The organism is Pseudomonas sp. FSL W7-0098 (assembly GCF_005930585.1).
In the GTDB taxonomy this organism is placed as follows: Bacteria; Pseudomonadota; Gammaproteobacteria; order Pseudomonadales; family Pseudomonadaceae; genus Aquipseudomonas; species Aquipseudomonas bubulae.
This window is the reverse complement of sequence record NZ_RXHW01000004.1, coordinates 201930-218388: the sequence shown is the minus strand read 5'-3', so window position 1 is coordinate 218388 and position 16459 is coordinate 201930. Positions and strand designations below refer to the sequence as shown.

17 protein-coding genes are annotated in these 16459 nt (G+C 60.4%); 7 read left to right on the top strand and 10 right to left on the bottom strand.

Features of this window, described 5'->3' with window-relative positions:
• Window positions 1-31: 31 nt before the first annotated feature.
• Both FHL07_RS09150 and FHL07_RS09145 read left to right on the top strand, forming a co-directional pair.
• Complete coding sequence (locus tag FHL07_RS09150) at window positions 32-616, top strand: DUF6436 domain-containing protein (RefSeq protein WP_095017876.1); 585 nt, start codon at window positions 32-34, stop codon at window positions 614-616.
• Window positions 617-656: 40 nt separating this feature from the next.
• The gene (locus FHL07_RS09145) at window positions 657-3038 is read left to right on the top strand and encodes a penicillin acylase family protein (RefSeq protein ID WP_138738396.1); all 2382 of its coding nucleotides are present in this window, start codon (window positions 657-659) and stop codon (window positions 3036-3038) included.
• 133 nt (window positions 3039-3171) lie between these two features.
• Here the strand turns inward: FHL07_RS09145 and ubiA are convergent, their stop codons facing one another.
• Complete coding sequence (gene ubiA, locus FHL07_RS09140; RefSeq protein ID WP_095017874.1) at window positions 3172-4062, bottom strand: 4-hydroxybenzoate octaprenyltransferase; 891 nt, start codon at window positions 4060-4062, stop codon at window positions 3172-3174.
• Window positions 4062-4625 carry a chorismate--pyruvate lyase family protein gene (locus FHL07_RS09135; protein WP_133144100.1) on the bottom strand — a complete coding sequence of 188 codons (564 nt, stop codon included), beginning with the start codon at window positions 4623-4625 and terminating at the stop codon, window positions 4062-4064. Before FHL07_RS09135 ends, ubiA begins: the two co-directional genes overlap by 1 nt.
• Window positions 4626-4828: 203 nt before the next feature.
• Between FHL07_RS09135 and FHL07_RS09130 the strand changes: the two genes are divergently transcribed.
• The 4 genes from FHL07_RS09130 (at window position 4829) to FHL07_RS09115 (ending at window position 7221) form a co-directional block, all read left to right on the top strand.
• Complete coding sequence (locus tag FHL07_RS09130; protein ID WP_003437744.1) at window positions 4829-4996, top strand: rubredoxin; 168 nt, start codon at window positions 4829-4831, stop codon at window positions 4994-4996.
• Between the two features lie 40 nt (window positions 4997-5036).
• Window positions 5037-6185, top strand: a complete 1149-nt coding sequence (locus FHL07_RS09125) for an NAD(P)/FAD-dependent oxidoreductase (RefSeq protein ID WP_095038484.1) — start codon at window positions 5037-5039, stop codon at window positions 6183-6185.
• A gap of 189 nt (window positions 6186-6374) precedes the next feature.
• Entirely contained in the window at window positions 6375-6650 is a 276-nt protein-coding gene (locus FHL07_RS09120; RefSeq protein ID WP_016782719.1) for an HU family DNA-binding protein, read from the top strand.
• Window positions 6651-6840: 190 nt separating this feature from the next.
• Window positions 6841-7221, top strand: a complete 381-nt coding sequence (locus FHL07_RS09115) for a helicase (protein ID WP_094999708.1) — start codon at window positions 6841-6843, stop codon at window positions 7219-7221.
• 134 nt (window positions 7222-7355) lie between these two features.
• Here FHL07_RS09115 and FHL07_RS09110 read toward each other — a convergent pair whose 3' ends face one another.
• From FHL07_RS09110 to exbB, 6 genes are all read right to left on the bottom strand, one after another.
• Window positions 7356-8750 carry an aminoacyl-tRNA deacylase and HDOD domain-containing protein gene (locus tag FHL07_RS09110; protein ID WP_169916456.1) on the bottom strand — a complete coding sequence of 465 codons (1395 nt, stop codon included), beginning with the start codon at window positions 8748-8750 and terminating at the stop codon, window positions 7356-7358.
• Window positions 8751-8825: 75 nt separating this feature from the next.
• Complete coding sequence (gene recG / locus FHL07_RS09105; RefSeq protein ID WP_094999710.1) at window positions 8826-10901, bottom strand: ATP-dependent DNA helicase RecG; 2076 nt, start codon at window positions 10899-10901, stop codon at window positions 8826-8828.
• A gap of 11 nt (window positions 10902-10912) precedes the next feature.
• Window positions 10913-11833 carry a hydrogen peroxide-inducible genes activator gene (locus FHL07_RS09100; protein WP_094999711.1) on the bottom strand — a complete coding sequence of 307 codons (921 nt, stop codon included), beginning with the start codon at window positions 11831-11833 and terminating at the stop codon, window positions 10913-10915.
• Between the two features lie 162 nt (window positions 11834-11995).
• Entirely contained in the window at window positions 11996-12742 is a 747-nt protein-coding gene (locus FHL07_RS09095; protein WP_094999712.1) for a TonB family protein, read from the bottom strand.
• Window positions 12739-13164 carry a TonB system transport protein ExbD gene (gene exbD / locus FHL07_RS09090; RefSeq protein WP_016782713.1) on the bottom strand — a complete coding sequence of 142 codons (426 nt, stop codon included), beginning with the start codon at window positions 13162-13164 and terminating at the stop codon, window positions 12739-12741. The genes FHL07_RS09095 and exbD overlap by 4 nt, the downstream gene beginning before the upstream one ends.
• A gap of 6 nt (window positions 13165-13170) precedes the next feature.
• Window positions 13171-14151: a tonB-system energizer ExbB gene (gene exbB / locus FHL07_RS09085; protein ID WP_094999713.1), complete on the bottom strand. Its 981-nt coding sequence runs from the start codon at window positions 14149-14151 to the stop codon at window positions 13171-13173.
• A 189-nt stretch (window positions 14152-14340) separates the two neighbouring features.
• On the opposite strand from exbB, the gene FHL07_RS09080 reads away from it, so the two are divergent.
• Window positions 14341-15198: an NAD-dependent epimerase/dehydratase family protein gene (locus FHL07_RS09080; RefSeq protein ID WP_094999714.1), complete on the top strand. Its 858-nt coding sequence runs from the start codon at window positions 14341-14343 to the stop codon at window positions 15196-15198.
• Window positions 15199-15231: 33 nt separating this feature from the next.
• Here FHL07_RS09080 and FHL07_RS09075 read toward each other — a convergent pair whose 3' ends face one another.
• Window positions 15232-15996 carry a hypothetical protein gene (locus FHL07_RS09075; RefSeq protein ID WP_094999715.1) on the bottom strand — a complete coding sequence of 255 codons (765 nt, stop codon included), beginning with the start codon at window positions 15994-15996 and terminating at the stop codon, window positions 15232-15234.
• Window positions 15997-16064: 68 nt separating this feature from the next.
• Complete coding sequence (locus FHL07_RS09070) at window positions 16065-16445, bottom strand: RidA family protein (RefSeq protein ID WP_016782709.1); 381 nt, start codon at window positions 16443-16445, stop codon at window positions 16065-16067.
• Between the last annotated feature and the right edge of the window lie 14 nt (window positions 16446-16459).

Here is a 16459-nt window from a genome sequence, read left to right as displayed (position 1 = left end):
GCAAGCTACGCGGCCTTCAAGGAGCTTTCCAATGCCGGTGCCCCCGTTCAAAACCCTGTTGGCCTGCCTGCTGACGCTGATCTGCGCGGTGGGGTTGTGGACGGCCTACGACTGGTTCCAGGGCCGCTATATCCGTGCCTTCAGTGATCAGGCCGCTTTGTTCTCCGGAGATGTACTGAGCCTGCCCGCCGAACTGTCGGGTCCGGGTGCCATTCGCGTGGTGCACTTCTGGGACCCGGCGTGCCCCTGCAACGTTGGCAACCAGCAGCACCTCAGCGAGCTGCTGGCTCATTACGCGCCCCAAGGCGTCGAATTCTACTCACTGCAAAAGCCCGGCACTCACGGTCAATTACCCGCCACCCTGGGCGCGATCAAGGCGCTGGCCAGCCTGCCCGGCGCCGAGCATCTGAGTGCCAGCCCGGCCGTGGCCATCTGGGACCGCAGTGGCCAACTGGCCTACTTTGGCCCCTACAGCGAAGGGGCCACCTGCAACGCCAGCAACAGTTTCATAGAACCCATCCTGCAAGCCCTGAGCGAAGGTCGCCCGGTCAAGGCCACCCATACCATGGCGGTGGGCTGTTACTGCTCCTGGCAAGATAAAAGCGCCGCCCACTGATATCGCCCCGGCGCGTACGACCAGAACAAGGAGTTGCTTCATGAATCGCAGCCTGACCGTTATCGCCGTTGCCATTGTCGTCCTTGCAGGCGGCGGGGCCTGGTACGTGCAGAGCAAACTGCCCGTACGCCAGGGGCAGGTGGCGCTTGCAGCGTTGCAGGGGCCGGTCACGGTGCGTTATGACGAGCGCGGTGTGCCGCATATTCGTGCAGGCAACCAGGCGGATATGTACCGGGCCCTGGGCTACGTTCAGGCACAAGACCGGCTGTTTCAGATGGAGATCATGCGCCGCCTCGCCCGGGGCGAACTGGCCGAGGTGCTGGGCCCCAAGCTGGTCGATACCGACAAGCTTTTTCGCAGCCTGCGCATCCGTGAGCGGGCTGCGAGTTACTTGACTGAGCTGGATCACCAGTCCCCGTCATTTCTGGCCTTGCAGGCGTACCTGGACGGGATCAATCAATACCAGGCCAACAACCCCAAACCCGTGGAGTTCGACCTGCTGGGCATCGCCCCCCGGCCCTTTACCGGCGAAGATACCATCAGTGTCGCCGGCTACATGGCTTACAGCTTTGCCGCCGGCTTTCGTACCGAACCGCTGCTGACCTATATACGTGACCAACTGGGCAGCGATTACCTGAAAATCTTCGACCTCGACTGGCAGCCCCAAGGCGTATTGTCTCCTGCACTGGCGGCCAGCGACTGGGAAACCCTGGGGGCGCTGGCCCAACTGAGCGATCAGGCCCTGAGCCAGGCGGGCTTGCCGCAGTTTGAAGGCAGCAACGCCTGGGTGGTGTCAGGCAAACGCACACAAAGTGGCAAGCCACTGCTGGCGGGTGACCCGCATATCCGTTTTGCGGCACCGTCTGTGTGGTACGAAGCGCAGCTGTCGGCACCGGATTTCGACCTGTATGGCTACCATCAGGCGCTGGTGCCGTTCGCTTTTCTGGGCAACAACCCCGATTTTGGCTGGAGCCTGACCATGTTCCAGAACGATGATCTGGACCTGATCGCCGAGAAGACCAACCCCGATAACCCCAATCAGGTCTGGTATCACGGCCAATGGGTCGACATGACCCGCAGCGAACAGCAGATTGCCGTCAAGGGCGAGGCGCCGGTGACCCTCACCCTGCGCCAGTCACCCCACGGGCCGATTATCAATGACGTGCTGGGCGCCACGGCGGGCAACACGCCGATTGCCATGTGGTGGGGCTTTCTGGAAACGAAAAATCCGATCCTCGAAGGCTTCTACCAGCTCAACCGCGCCGACACCCTGAGCAGGGCGCGTACGGCAGCGACGTTTATTCAAGCGCCGGGGCTGAACCTGGTGTGGGCAAACGCCAAGGGGGATATCGGATGGTGGGCAGCAGCGCAGTTGCCCAAACGCCCGGCGGGGGTCAACCCGGCATTCATCCTCGATGGCAGCACCTCACAGGCCGATAAAGACGGTTTTTACCCGTTCAGCGCCAACCCCCAGGAAGAAAACCCGGCGCGGGGCTATATCGTGTCGGCCAACTTTCAGCCGCTGTCGCCTGCCGGCATCGAGATTCCCGGTTATTACAACCTGGCCGATCGCGGCCAGCAGCTTGATCGCCAGCTCAGCGATGCCAGCGTGAAGTGGAACCTGAAAAACAGCCAGGCCTTGCAGTTGGGGACTGCCACGGGCTACGCGCAGCGTGTGCTCAAGCCTCTGTTGCCGGTGCTGCGCGAAGTGGTCACGGACCCGGGCGAACGCAAACTGGTGGAGCAACTGGCACAGTGGAAGGGCGATTATCCGCTGGACTCAACTGCGGCGACCTTGTTCAACCAGTTTTTGTACAGCCTCACAGAGGCCACCATGCGCGACAAACTGGGCGACAGTTTTTTTGATGCCATGCTGACTACGCGTGTGATCGATGCTGCCTTGCCGCGCCTTGCGGCCAGCCCGGATTCACTGTGGTGGGACAACCGCAGCACCGCGCGCACAGAAACCCGCGCCGATACGGTCAAGGTGGCGTGGCAGGCCAGCATCGCCCATTTGAAGGCCACCCTGGGTGACGACCCCGGGCAATGGCGCTGGGGCGTGGCCCACACCCTGACCCATGAACACCCGCTGGGGCGGCAAAAGCCCCTGGACTGGCTGCTCAACGTCGGCCCCTTCGCCGCCCCCGGCGGCCACGAAGTGCCCAACAACCTCAGCGCCAAACTGGGCAATGCCCCGTGGCCAGTGAGCTACGGCCCGTCTACCCGGCGCCTGATCGACTTTGCCGAGCCGTCCCACGGGCTGACCATCAACCCGGTCGGGCAAAGTGGCGTGCCGTTCGACAAGCACTACCGCGACCAGGCCGAGTCCTACATCGAGGGTGATTACGACAAACCGCATATGGACGAAAACGAAATCCAGCTCAATACCCGCAGCACCTTGCGGCTGGTGCCAGCGGGGTAAGGCCGATGTGGGAGCGGGCTTGCTCGCGACTGGATCGTCGCGGTCTTGCAGCGCCACCGCGCTGTCCGCATCGCGAGCAAGCCCGCTCCCACAGGGGTTGGGTCAGCGTTGAAAAAACTCGCGGGGCAGGGGCTCAAGCCACCGCATAATTGAGCACGATCCCCACAAAAATCGCCAACCCTGCCCAGTGGTTGTGCAGGAAGGCCTTGAAGCAGCGCTGCGGATCACGGTCGCGGGTGTACCAGAATTCCCACACAAAACAGCCCGCCGCCGCCAGCAGGCCAAGGTGGAACCAGCCGCCCAGCTCAAAGTGCGACCCTGCCAGCAGCAGGCAACCCAGGGCCAGACCCTGCAGGCTGAGGATGATCACGCGGTCGGCATCGCCAAACAGGATGGCGGTGGATTTAACCCCGATCTTGAGATCATCTTCGCGGTCGGTCATGGCGTAGTAGGTGTCGTAGGCCACTGTCCACAGCAGGTTGGCGATGTACAGCAGCCAGGCCGCAGCAGGCAGGCTGCCGGTCTCGGCCGTAAAGGCCATCGGTATGCCCCACGAGAACGCTGCGCCCAGCACCACTTGCGGGTAGTAGGTGTAGCGCTTCATGAACGGGTAAGTGGCCGCCAGTGCCAGCGCGCCAAATGAAAGCCAGATGGTCGGAGCATTGGTGCACAGCACCAGCAGGAAGCTGACCCCCATCAACAGCGCAAAGAACACCAGGGCTTCTTTGCTGCTGATTTTGCCACTGGCCATAGGCCGTTGTTCTGTTCGTTTGACATGACCATCCACCTTGCGGTCGGCAAAGTCGTTGATCACGCAGCCGGCAGCACGGGTCAATACCACGCCTAAGACAAAAATCAGCAGGTTACCCAGCGAGGGTACGCCTTTGGCGGCCACCCACAATGCCCACAAGGTCGGCCACAGCAGCAGGTAGATGCCGATGGGCTTGTCCATGCGGGTCAGCTGGATAAAGTCCCAGGCACGGGGGTTGAAACGGTTGAGTGATTTGAGCAGGCGCGTGTACATCAATTGTTCTCCGACCGGGCACCGAGGGCGGCCCACAGTTTGGGTAAAAACACTTCGGCCACCAGCACGCTCAGTTTGCCACGCACAAAGCGCGAGCGGCGTGCCCACAGGTGATCGACCTGATCAGCCTGCGGCAACCAGTTACGCGGGTAGTGGCACACCTGCAGGGCTCCGCGCTCAAAGGCCTGGTCGCTGAACAGCAACTCCCCCAGCGAGCGGTTGCCCAGTTCGTCCATGTTCAGGCCACCCTCTTGCAGTGAGCTTTTACCCGCGACACTGCGTGCAAACACCCAAGGCTCACCGTGCCCGCGCAAATACACTTCGCGCACCCAGCCCTGAACGCCTTCAGGCAGGTCCAACGCAGCGCATTCATCCGGGCGCAGTACTTGCCAACCTTCATAAAGTGGAAGCACGCTGAAGGCATTATCTGAAATTGCAGTGAGACGCCGAGTCAGAGAGCCCTCGTCAAATAGCCAGTCCAGGGTCTGTGAGTCAGGCAGCGCAGGAAGTTGGCCTTGTTCAAGCCAGACAGGGGGGATAAGCGGAGAAGTTATGTGCGGCACGGTGGGTCATAATTGGCAGCCATTGAGGTCGGCGAGCTTATCACGCGGATCCTCGAATGAGCGTCCAAGGGACTTTTGCCCGTATTGGTGCTTGCATCTGCGGGTGGTCATCAGTACAAAACGCCCTGAATTTGACGAGTAACACGGCGCCTGTTGATAAGTCCGTGGCCTTGTCCAAGCCTGAACCTTTAGGAAATACCCAGATGAAGAAGTGGCAATGCATTGTATGTGGACTGATTTATAACGAAGCCGACGGCTGGCCGGATGATGGCATCGCCCCCGGTACCCTGTGGCAGGACGTACCTGAAGACTGGCTGTGCCCGGATTGTGGCGTCGGTAAAATGGATTTCGAGATGATTGAAATCAACTGATCAACCCTTTTAAAACCTGATTCAACTTCTGGAGATTGGCATGAACGCACCTGTCGTGATCGTTGGCACCGGGCTGGCCGGCTATAACCTGGCCCGTGAGTTTCGCAAGCTGGACAGCGAAACCCCGCTGCTGTTGATCACCTCCGATGACGGGCGCTCTTACTCCAAGCCAATGCTGTCTACCGGCTTTGGCAAAAACAAAGAGGCTGACGGCCTGAGCATGGCCACGCCCGAGGCGATGGCCGAGCAGCTCAAGGCCCAGGTGCGTATCCATACCCGCATCAGCGGTATCGACCCGGGCCACAAGCAATTGTGGATCGGTGAAGAGGCGGTGCCCTATCGTGACCTGGTGCTGGCCTGGGGTGCGCAAACGGTGCAGGTCCCGGTGGAGGGCGACGCCCAGGATGCGATCTTCCCGATCAATGACCTGGAAGACTACGCGCGTTTTCGCGCAGCTGCCGCAGGTAAACGCCGCGTCCTGATCCTGGGCGCGGGGCTGATCGGCTGCGAATTTGCCAACGATCTGATCGCAGGCGGTTATGAGGTCGATCTGGTCGCGCCCTGCGAGCAAGTGATGCCAACCCTTTTACACCCCGCTGCTGCAGCGGCGGTGCAGGCTGGCCTCGAAAGCCTGGGCGCACGCTTTCATCTGGGCCCGGTGTTGACCCGCCTGCAACGTACCGACAGCGGCCTCGAGGCGCATTTGTCGGATGGCAGTGTCGTTCCGTGCGATGTGGTGGTGTCCGCCATCGGTTTGCGCCCTCGCATTGATATGGCCGCCGCTGCGGGGATCAAGGTCAATCGCGGGGTTGAGGTGGATCGTCATCTTAAAACCTCTCACTCCCATATCTACGCGCTGGGCGATTGTGCCGAGGTCGACGGCCTTAACCTGCTGTATGTGATGCCGTTGATGAGTTGCGCCCGGGCGCTGGCGCAAACCCTGGCAGGCAACCCGACCGCGGTCAGTTACGGAGCCATGCCCATTACGGTGAAAACCCCGGTTTGCCCGCTGGTGGTGTCACCTGTGCCGCGTGGCTATGAGGGTGTGTGGACCGTGGAAGGCCAGGGCGCCGATATCAAGGCGCTGTGCCGCGACGCAGACGGCAAGTTGCTCGGTTATGCGCTGACGGGTGAGGCTGTTCGAGAAAAACTCGCGCTAAACAAAGAGCTGCCTGCACTTTTGGCGTAAAAGCGGCTCATTCTGTCGCATATGCCATTGCCTTGACTCAACAAAGCCTGTGCAGAGGCTGGCGCCGACCTTGGTCGCGTGCCATTCTCACACGGGTCTGCCGCAGTTTAGAGCCTGCGGCGCCTTGGGCGCTGTTCCGTAGAGAGCAGCACGGACATAACAACAAAAAACCGTCAATGAGGCTTCATCATGCGTAAACCCGATCTCGCCGCAGCTATCGCTGAAAAGGCTGACCTAACCAAAGAACAAGCCAACCGCGTTCTCAATGCGGTGCTGGAAGAAATCACCCAGGCCCTGCATCGCAAGGACAGCGTTACGCTGGTCGGCTTTGGCACCTTTATCCAGCGCCACCGCGGTGCCCGTACGGGGCAAAACCCGCAAACCGGTCAGCCGGTCACCATCAAGGCCAGCAACACGGTGGCGTTCAAACCGGGCAAATTCCTCAAGGACAGCGTGAATCCTTAAGGCACGGGCTACATGAAGAATGGGCAAGCTGGCCTTGCCAGCGGCCCGTTCTTGAGAAAACACGGGCCGATTGTGCGGCCATAAGTGGCAAAACCTAGCCCATCTACGCCTAACTCTGCAGAAATATGGCGTTCTTCGCTCAAATCGTTACACTGCGCCGGCCATTTTTTATTTCCCCGAGGCCGCGTACATGAAATTTCGTTTTCTGCTCTGGATGCTGGGCTTTTTGATGGGCAAAGCCAGCCGCAACAATCCTGCTTTCCAGCAACAATTGGTGGACAAGGATCTGGTGTTCCAGCTGCAAACCCTCGACGGCAAAGTGGCCCGTCATTTCAAGGTCAAAGACCAGCGCATCACCAGCCACGGCGGCCTGTACCCCGAGCCGGCGTTTGCCATCGCCTTTAAAGATGCCGCCTACGGCTTCGCTACGCTGCAGGCGAAGAACAAGCAACTGGCGTTCATGACAGGGATTCAGGACAAGTCGATTCAGATCAAGGGCAACCCGGCGCTGGTGATCTGGTTCCAGGGCCTGACCAAGTACCTCAAGCCGCGTAAAAAGGCCAAGGCTTAAGATCAAGAGCCCCTCACCCTAGCCCTCTCCCAGAGGGAGAGGGAACTGACCGCGCGCGATTTCAAGAACACCGACAATCAGCTCCCTCACCCTCTGGGAGAGGGATGGGGTGAGGGGCTTGTGCTTTTAGTTATTCAAGCCTGACCGAACTGCGCCGCCATCTCGCGCAGCAACACTTCAGCCTCCAATACTTTGCCCACCACCGCCTCAGCCTTTTCTCGTGGCACGCCAAGACGCTCGAACAACGCATCCGGCAACGGCGCACACGCACCGTGACCGACTCCACGGCTGCGCAGCAAGCCCAGCGCCACACACACCAGGTTCGGATACTGCGCATCCACCCCCACATAAGCCGGGTCGTGTTGATAGCGTACGGCAATCGCCAGCTCATCCGGCATCCCCCAAAAGCGCATCAGCCAGGCGCCCATCTGTTCACGGCTGATACCCAACAGGTGCTGCTCGATCAGGCTGTGGCTGACATGGGGGTTTACCTCAAGATGCCGGCAGATCAGCGAAAAATGCGGCGGAAACACATGGGCCAGCAGCAGGTAACCAAAATTGTGCAGCAACCCGCCCAGGTAAGTCATGCCGACTTCGGGGCGCTGCTCCCGGGGCATGGCCCGGGTCAGCCCTTCAATCACCGCCGCGGTGTAGATCGACTGCTGCCAGTAAGGAGTGCTCGATTGCGGATGGTCCTTGGGCAGGCTCAGGGTTTTGCCCAGCGACAGGCTGAGTGCCAGGTTGATCACCAGATCAACCCCCAGCACGCGCACAATGGCGTCTTCGACCGAGCGAATCTTGCTCTGCGAGGCGTAAAACGATGACGAGGCCCAGCTCATGACCTGCGCCGCCAGCGCCGGGTCAGTTTCCACCACGCTGGTGATTTCATCGATGGTCACGTCAGGGTCGGAGCGCAGCCGCATGATTCTGCGCACGCTCTCGGACAGCGGTGGCAGTTCGATGGTGGCCTCCAGCCGCTGCTGGATGCGCCGCGCCGTGAAGGCCTGCACTGCCCGGGTGATGGCCTCGCCATCGTCCCCGCCGAGATCAGGTGTGATGGCGCCCAAAGGCTCGCCAAAACGGCCGGCGCTGGCGTTTTTGAGCAGGGGTTTGAAGTCTTGCTGGGCAATCTCCAGCCACAGGCCCGGTTCACCCGTGCTGATTAGCAGCGAGGGTTGTTGCAGCAAGTGTTCTTCGTACAGGCAGGGCGAGTTGACCAGCGCCGGCAAGCCCGGCAGCTGGCTCAGGCCATGCTTGTCCAGCAAGACCTGCAGGCGCTCCGGCGCAACGGCGGTCATGCGCCGCCCGGTCAAGTCGGCCAGACGGTTCAGATCAAGTAAATGATTCTGGGTGAACAGCACCAGCAGGGGACCGATCGAATCGTCGAGCAGTACGGCGTGCACCTTGCGCGCAGGGTCGAGCCCCGGGTGATCCGGGACTTTGCGATAGGCGACAGCCAGGTCACCGAGCAAGCGCCCGATAACGGACGGCGTGCTCGCAGCAACAAGGGCACTGGCAACTTCAGTCATGGTCTGCATCCGTTCTGTACAACTTGATTTTGATTAGCTCTTGATCGGCCGCCGGGCCATTTACTGAATGGTCTTTTACACCTGACCATATTGCTGACCGTGGCGCAGCCAGCGATCAAGCAGGGGGCTGACATGGCTCGGCCAGCGTTCGATCAACGCCTGGGCGGCCTCGCGCACGGCGGGCAGCAGGTCGGCATCGCGCATCAGGTCGGCGACCTTGAATTGCAGAAGACCGGTCTGGCGGGTGCCGAGCATTTCGCCGGGGCCGCGCAGTTCGAGGTCTTTTTCGGCGATCACAAAGCCATCGTTGGTCTCGCGCATGATGCCCAGGCGCTGACGGCCGATTTGTGACAGCGGCGGGTGATACAGCAGCACGCAATGGCTGACGGCGCTGCCCCGGCCCACGCGACCGCGCAACTGGTGCAGCTGGGACAGGCCGAGGCGCTCGGGGTTTTCGATGATCATCAAGCTTGAGTTGGGCACGTCGACGCCCACCTCAATCACCGTGGTGGCCACGAGCAATTGCAGCTCGCCAGCCTTGAAGCGCGCCATGACTTCGGCTTTTTCAGCGGGCTTCATTCGCCCGTGAATCAACCCGACGCGCAGCTCACCCAAGGCGCTGGAGAGGTCTTCAAAGGTGGTTTCGGCAGCCTGGCAGGTCATTTCTTCCGACTCTTCGATCAGGGTGCACACCCAATACGCCTGGCGCCCTTCAGCGCAGGCGGCGCGCACCCGCTCGATCACTTCGAGACGCCGCGTATCGACCACCAGTACCGTATTAACCGGAGTACGGCCCGGCGGCAGCTCGTCGAGGATCGAGGTGTCGAGGTCGGCATAGGCGCTCATGGCCAGGGTGCGCGGGATCGGCGTGGCAGTCATGATCAGCTGGTGCGGGCACATCACTCCGCCCACGCCCTTGTTGCGCAGGGCCAGACGTTGCTGCACGCCAAAGCGGTGCTGTTCGTCGATGATCACCAGCGCCAGGTTCTTGAACTGCACGTTGTCCTGGAACAGAGCATGGGTACCGACCACCATCGGTACGCCGCTGGCGATTTGCTCCAGCGCACTGACCCGGGCCTTGCCCTTGAGCTTGCCGGCCAGCCACGCCACTTCAAGGCCCAAAGGCTCGAGCCAGCGCTTGAAGTTGATGAAGTGCTGCTCGGCGAGGATTTCCGTGGGGGCCATCAGGGCAACCTGATAACCCGCCTCAAGTGCTTGTAACGCTGCCATGGCCGCAACCACGGTCTTGCCGGAGCCCACGTCGCCCTGAATCAGGCGCAACATGGGTTCGGGCTGACTGAGGTCGTAGGCAATCTCGTTGCCAACCCGGGTCTGCGCGCCCGTCGGCGGGAAACCCAGATTGGCGAGGAACTGCACTGGCAGTTTTTTCGCCTTGGGCAACGCCGGGGCTTGTTGTGAACGCAGGCTCTCGCGCAGTCGCTGTTGCGACAGCTGGTGAGTCAGCAGCTCCTCAAAGGCCAGGCGGTGCTGGGCCCAGTGATGGCCCAGGGCGAGTTCTTCAACATCAGCATTGGCAGGCGGCTGATGCAGATAGCGAATGGCTTCATCCAGCGGGGCCAGTTGATAGTCCTTGGCCAGCTCCGGCGGCAACCAGTCGGGCAGGCTGCGCGGGCCGAGCATGGCCAGGCTTTGCTGGCTGAGCTGACGCAAGCGCTGTTGGGTCAGGCCTTCGGTGGTGGGGTAGATGGGCGTCAGCGTGGTGTCGACAGGTGGCGGTTCGTCGCCGGTAATGGCGCGGTATTCGGGATGATAGATCTCCAGTCCCGAAGCGCCGGGGCGGGCTTCGCCATAGCAGCGCACTTCGGTGCCACGTTTGAGGCTTTCCTTCTGCGCATTGCTGAAGTGGTAGAAGCGCAGACTCAGGCCGCCGGTGCCATCGTTGATGCGCACCAGCAAGCTGCGGCGCTTGCCCATGACCACGTCGGCGCCAATGACCCGGCCCTCGACAACGGCATCCTGACCGGGGCGCAAAGCGCCAATCGGGACAACGCGGGTGCGGTCCTGATAGCGCAACGGCAAATGGAACAGCACGTCCTGGACGTTTTCCAGTCCGACCTTGGCCAATTTTTCGGCCATGGCCTCACCGACGCCCTTGAGCGCGGTGACCGATACTTTCGACAACTCGGTCATTGCAGTGGCACTTAGGTCGCGGCAGGCGGCTTGGCCACCGAGCACAGGCGGATCGAGTCGGCGAGGATTTCAATCGCCTTTGGCCGCGGGAAGCTGGCGCGCCAGGCGATGGCAACGGTGCGGAACGGTACCGGCGGGGTCAGCGGACGCACGGCCAGGATGCCCGGGGCATAGTGATGACTGTCGACAGCCGACAACGGCAGAATCGAGATACCCAGGCCGGAAGCGACCATGTGGCGGATGGTTTCCAGCGAGCTGGATTCGACCGTGGTGTGCATGGCGCCATCATTGCCTTTGGCCACAGTCGGGCAGGCTTCCAGCACCTGATCGCGGAAGCAGTGACCTTCGCCCAGCAACAGCAGGCTCTTGTCGTTGAGCAGGCTGGCGTCGATGGTGTCTTTTTTGGTCCACGGGTGCTCGCTGGGCATGAGCACGTAAAACGGCTCGTCATACAGCGGCATGGTCAGCACGTCGGCTTCCTGGAACGGCAGGGCGATGATGATTGCATCCAGCTCGCCGTTGCGCAGTTTGTCGCGCAGCACATGGGTGAAGTTTTCTTCGATATACAACGGCATCTGCGGGGCAACCCGGTGCAGTTGCGGGATCAGATGCGGGAACAGATACGGACCCACGGTATAGATCGCGCCTACTTTAAGCGGAGCGGTCAGCTGGTTCTTGCCGGCCTGAGCCAGTTCGCGAATGCCCTGGGCCTGCTCCAGCACCTTTTGCGCCTGGGCCACGATGGCTTCGCCCACGGGGGTTACACGCACGGCACTTTTGCTGCGCTCGAAAATCAGCACACCGAGTTCGTCTTCCAGTTTTTTCACACCCACCGACAGGGTCGGCTGGCTGACATGGCAGCGCTCGGCGGCGTGGCCGAAGTGCTGCTCTTGGGCGAGGGTAACGATGTAGCGTAATTCTGTAAGCGTCATAGCGTGCGTCCCTGTGGTTGCGGGCCAAGCATAGCGGCTGCAATCGATAGACGCACGTTATCAGACATTACCCTCAGAGCTACAGTAGCCAATCAAGGTATGACTGGTTTTTTATCCAGACCGCAGATGCACAAAGGGCACCCTGAGGTGCCCTTTGTGGTGTTAGCGCCGACGTTTATCGATGGAATAAACGAAGGGTGCCACGATCTCGATGCTGCCATTGGTCAGCATTTCAGGCGGCGGTTTGGGCAAGGGTTGTGCCCGGCGAATCATTTCCAGGGTGGCCCGGTCCAGATCGGCGTTGCCAGAGCGCCCTACCAGTTCGTAGGACAGTACCTTGCCTTCGGCGTCTACCACGAAGCGCAGACGGTTCAAGCCTTCCTTGCCACGGGATTGCGCAGCAGGCGGGTACTTTTTGTACTTGCCCAGGTGACTGAGCAAAGTGCCTTCCCAACTGGCCTTGGCCGCCAGTTGTTGCGCCGACGGCCCCGGTGCCGGTGCAGCGGATTTCTCGCTGGTATTTTTGGTCGGCGTTGCGTCGCTCGGTTTCTCTTCTGAAGGTTTCTCTTTGACCGGGTCCGGTTTTTCCACAGGCTTGGGCGGTTGAGGCTTTTGCTTGGGCTTGACCGGTTTGGGTACAGAAATCTTCGGCTTGGGCGCTTCGGCCAGCTTGGGTATCGGCAACTCTTCCACTGGCGCCGGGGGTTGTGGCGGTGTCACCACTTTGGGCGGCGCAGGCGGCGGTGGTGCTGGCAGCGGTGCCAGGTCAACCATCATCGCTTGCGGCGGAAGTTCGATAGCGCGCGGGTTGGACCATTGCAGGGCCAGAATCACGGCCACTGCATGGATGGCCAACACCGCGGCCAGGCTGATTGCGTAACGCGTCATCTTTTGGCGCGCTATGGTCATTTCTTGGCTGCCGTCTCAAGTCCGACCAGACCCACCTTCAAATAACCCGCTGCGCGCAAAGCATCCATCACGCTCATCAGGTCACCGTAGTCCACGCCCTTGTCGGCCTGGAAGAAGATCGTCGTGTCTTTGTTGTTGTGGGTCCTGGCATCCAGGGTCGGGCCCAGGGCTTCAACCGTGACCGGTTCTTCGCCCAGGTACAGGCGCTGATCAGCCTTGACGCTGAGGAACACCGGTTTCTCAGGACGAGGCGCCGGTTTGGCGCTGGAAGCAGGCAAGTCAACCTTGATATCCACAGTGGCCAGCGGTGCTGCCACCATAAAGATGATCAGCAGTACCAGCATCACGTCAATAAAGGGGGTGACGTTGATTTCATGGTTTTCGGCGAGATCGTCATCGCCTTCTTTTAAATGCAGGCCCATGGCCGATTACCCCACTTTCACCATGTGCGGTTGCGAGCTGCGCTCGGGCGGCAGGTGATCGAGGTCACGGCTAACCAACAGCAACACTTCAGCAGATGCATCCGCCACCTGGGCCTTGTAGCCGGTGATGGAGCGGGCGAAGACGTTGTAAATCACTACCGCAGGGATCGCTGCGACCAGGCCCAGTGCCGTGGCCAGCAGGGCTTCGGCAATACCCGGCGCAACAACTGCCAGGTTGGTGGTCTGGGTTTTGGCGATGCCGATAAAGCTGTTCATGATGCCCCATACGGTACCGAACAGACCGACGAACGGTGCTGTGGAACCGATGGTGGCGAGTACGCCAGTGCCGCTGCTCATGTTGCGACCGCACGCTGCAACCAGACGCTCAAGACGGAAGCTTACACGCTCCTTGATGCCTTCTTTTTCACGGCTGTTGGCCGACAGGCGCATTTCTTCAAGGGCGTCCTGCACCAGCAAGTGGGCCAGGGTGCCTTCTTTGCCAGCCGTCTCGCTGGCTTCTTTCAAGGTGCGAGCTTTTTTCAGTTGGGCAATTTCACTGCGCAGACGACGCTTGGCACCCAGGACTTCAAAGCCTTTGGCAATCCAGATCGTCCAGGTGATGATCGAAGCAATAGCCAGGCCGATCATTACGATTTTGACGATGATGTCTGCGTTTTTGTACATGCCCCAAGGCGACAGGTCATGGGCCATGCCCAGGCTGTTGTCTTCTTCTGCGACTATTTGCGGCGCGTTATCGGCTGGCGCAGCAGCGCCTTCAACCAGTGTAGGATCAGTCGTACCCGGTGCAGCAACAGGTGCCGGGGCAGCTGCTTCAGTGGCCGCGTGCACGGCCGGGGCAGCAGGCTCGTCGGCAAATGCCGCAACAGGTGCCAACATCAAGCTGAACATCAGCGCCGCCACCCCACGCCAGACGCGTGCAGGGCTCGAAGGCTGGGTTGGCGAAGCGGTGGGATGATTGCGTGTCATGCTAGCCGGACCTGAGAAAAGTAATGAGGTAATGCCCTACAACGCGTTGTAAGACCAAGGGCAAAATGATGGGTTATTATTGCAAGTAATTCTTGTTAACAAAAGCAATAGCATCTGTTTTTTTCGGAAGTCACGACTTTGGTCGTGCCAAATTACGTCTTTTTGTAACTTTTCATTAGGATTTTTGCGATGCCCAAAGCCTCTGTATTGATCGTCGGATGCGGTGATGTCGGCAGCCGTCTGGCGACTCAACTGCTCGACCAGGATTGGCAGGTCTACGGCCTGCGCCGCTCCATTGACCGTTTACCCACGGGCGTTATCGGTGTGGAGGGCGATTTGTTCAGCGAGCAATGCCCGACGCAATGGCCAACCGGGCAAATTGACTACGTGGTGTACAGCGCGGCGGCGACCGAGCATGACGAAGCGGGCTATCAGGCGGCATATGTAGACGGCCTGAAAAACACCCTGAGTTGGCTGGAGCAGCATGGTCAGCGACCCAAGCGTCTGCTGTTTGTATCCAGCAGTGGCGTTTACGCCCAGAAAGACGGGGAATGGATCGACGAAACATCGCCCGCCCTGAGCACCAACTACTCTGGCCGGATCATCCTGGATGCCGAGCGAGTGGCGCTGGAGAGTGGCATCGCTGCCAGCGCGGTACGCCTGACCGGGATCTACGGGCCGGGTCGTGAATGGCTGCTGGGGCAAGTGCGCAAAGGTTATCGCGTGGCGGTTGAGCCGCCGCTGTATGGCAACCGTATCCATGCCGATGATGCTGCGGGGCTGCTGGCCTTTCTGCTGGAGGCTGATCGTCAGGGCAAGGCGCTGGATGACTGCTATATAGGTGTGGATAACGCACCGGCGCCACTGGCAGAAGTGGTGGACTGGTTGCGCGAGCGGTTGGGCATTACCGAATGGGCCGCCGAAGCGAGCGTGCGCCGCGCAGGCAGCAAGCGCTGCAGCAATGCCCGCGCCAAGGCGCTGGGCTGGGAGCCGCGCTATTCGAATTATCGCGAGGGCTATGCTGCGATTTTGGGGGAGCAGGCCTGAGAGTTATCTTGTGGGAGCGGGCGTTTGGTTGGCTTACAGCTTCTCCAGCGCCCACTCACGCTTGCCCGGGTAGAACTGGGGCATTTCGTCGGGCGCTGAGACGTCCACCGCCTCGAAGATTTCAAGTGTGCGGCCTTTGCGCACAAAAATATGCGCTGCGCCCATTTCCCCCTGCTGAAGCCAGAGGCTGTCCAAACCGCCGCTCATAGTGGCGCAGTCACCTCCCAGGCACAGCTCATAGCCATTGATGCCAGGCAATCCACTGACTTGCCCCTTGGGCGAGAATGTCACCTTGGCACCCTGACCTGCACCACTCAGTACGCGCCATTCGCCCCCAAGATAGGCTGACTTGAGTGCCTGCTCAAAATGCACCGATTTGAACAAATCTGCATTTGTGCCCCGGGAAACTTCACCGACATCACTTTGAGCTGGACGTACGAACGCCTGCCGCGGAAAGGATTCAGTCGCTGCCTGTATTAATTCAGAGCCTTCGAGCTTCAGGTCAGTATTTTCACCGCCATAGAAATTGACCTTCCACGACGCGCTGCCATCAGGCACCAGCGTACCCTCGTCCCGCTCAAAGCTGCTTCGCCAGGTGGCCTTGGCGTTTTTGGCGTCGATGCTCCATTCCAGGGTTGGCCCTGACGACGACAAGGCGTCAAGCAGGCCGCCACCCTTGGCCGCTTCATCTATTGCTGCCTGATTGATCCAGATGCCACTGATATCACGGGGGGCGGGTTCGCTGGCACAACCACCCAAAACAATGGAGAGCAGTGACAACACTAGCGCTTTGCGCATGGTGGAATCCTTTTGAAGCCGGGAAGAGCGGGGGGGTGGCGCAGCATGAAGACGCTGCGCCGAGGGCGTTACTCAATAACCAGAATAGCGTCCATTTCTACCTGCGAGCCCTTTGGCAGTGCAGCAACGCCAATGGCGGCGCGGGCCGGATAGGGTTGTTCGAAGTAGGTGCCCATGATCTCGTTGACCTTGGCGAAGTGGCTCAGGTCAGTCAGGAAGATGTTCAGCTTGACGATGTCCTTGAACGAACCGCCTGCGGCTTCAGCGACCGACTTCAGGTTTTCGAAAACCTGGATGGTCTGGGCTTCAAAGCCTTCAACCAGTTCCATGGTTTTTGGGTCCAGCGGGATTTGACCGGACATGTAGACAGTATTGCCAGCTTTGATCGCCTGAGAATAAGTACCGATTGCAGCAGGTGCCTTGTCGCTGGTGATAACAGTCTTGGACATGGGTGACTCCTTGT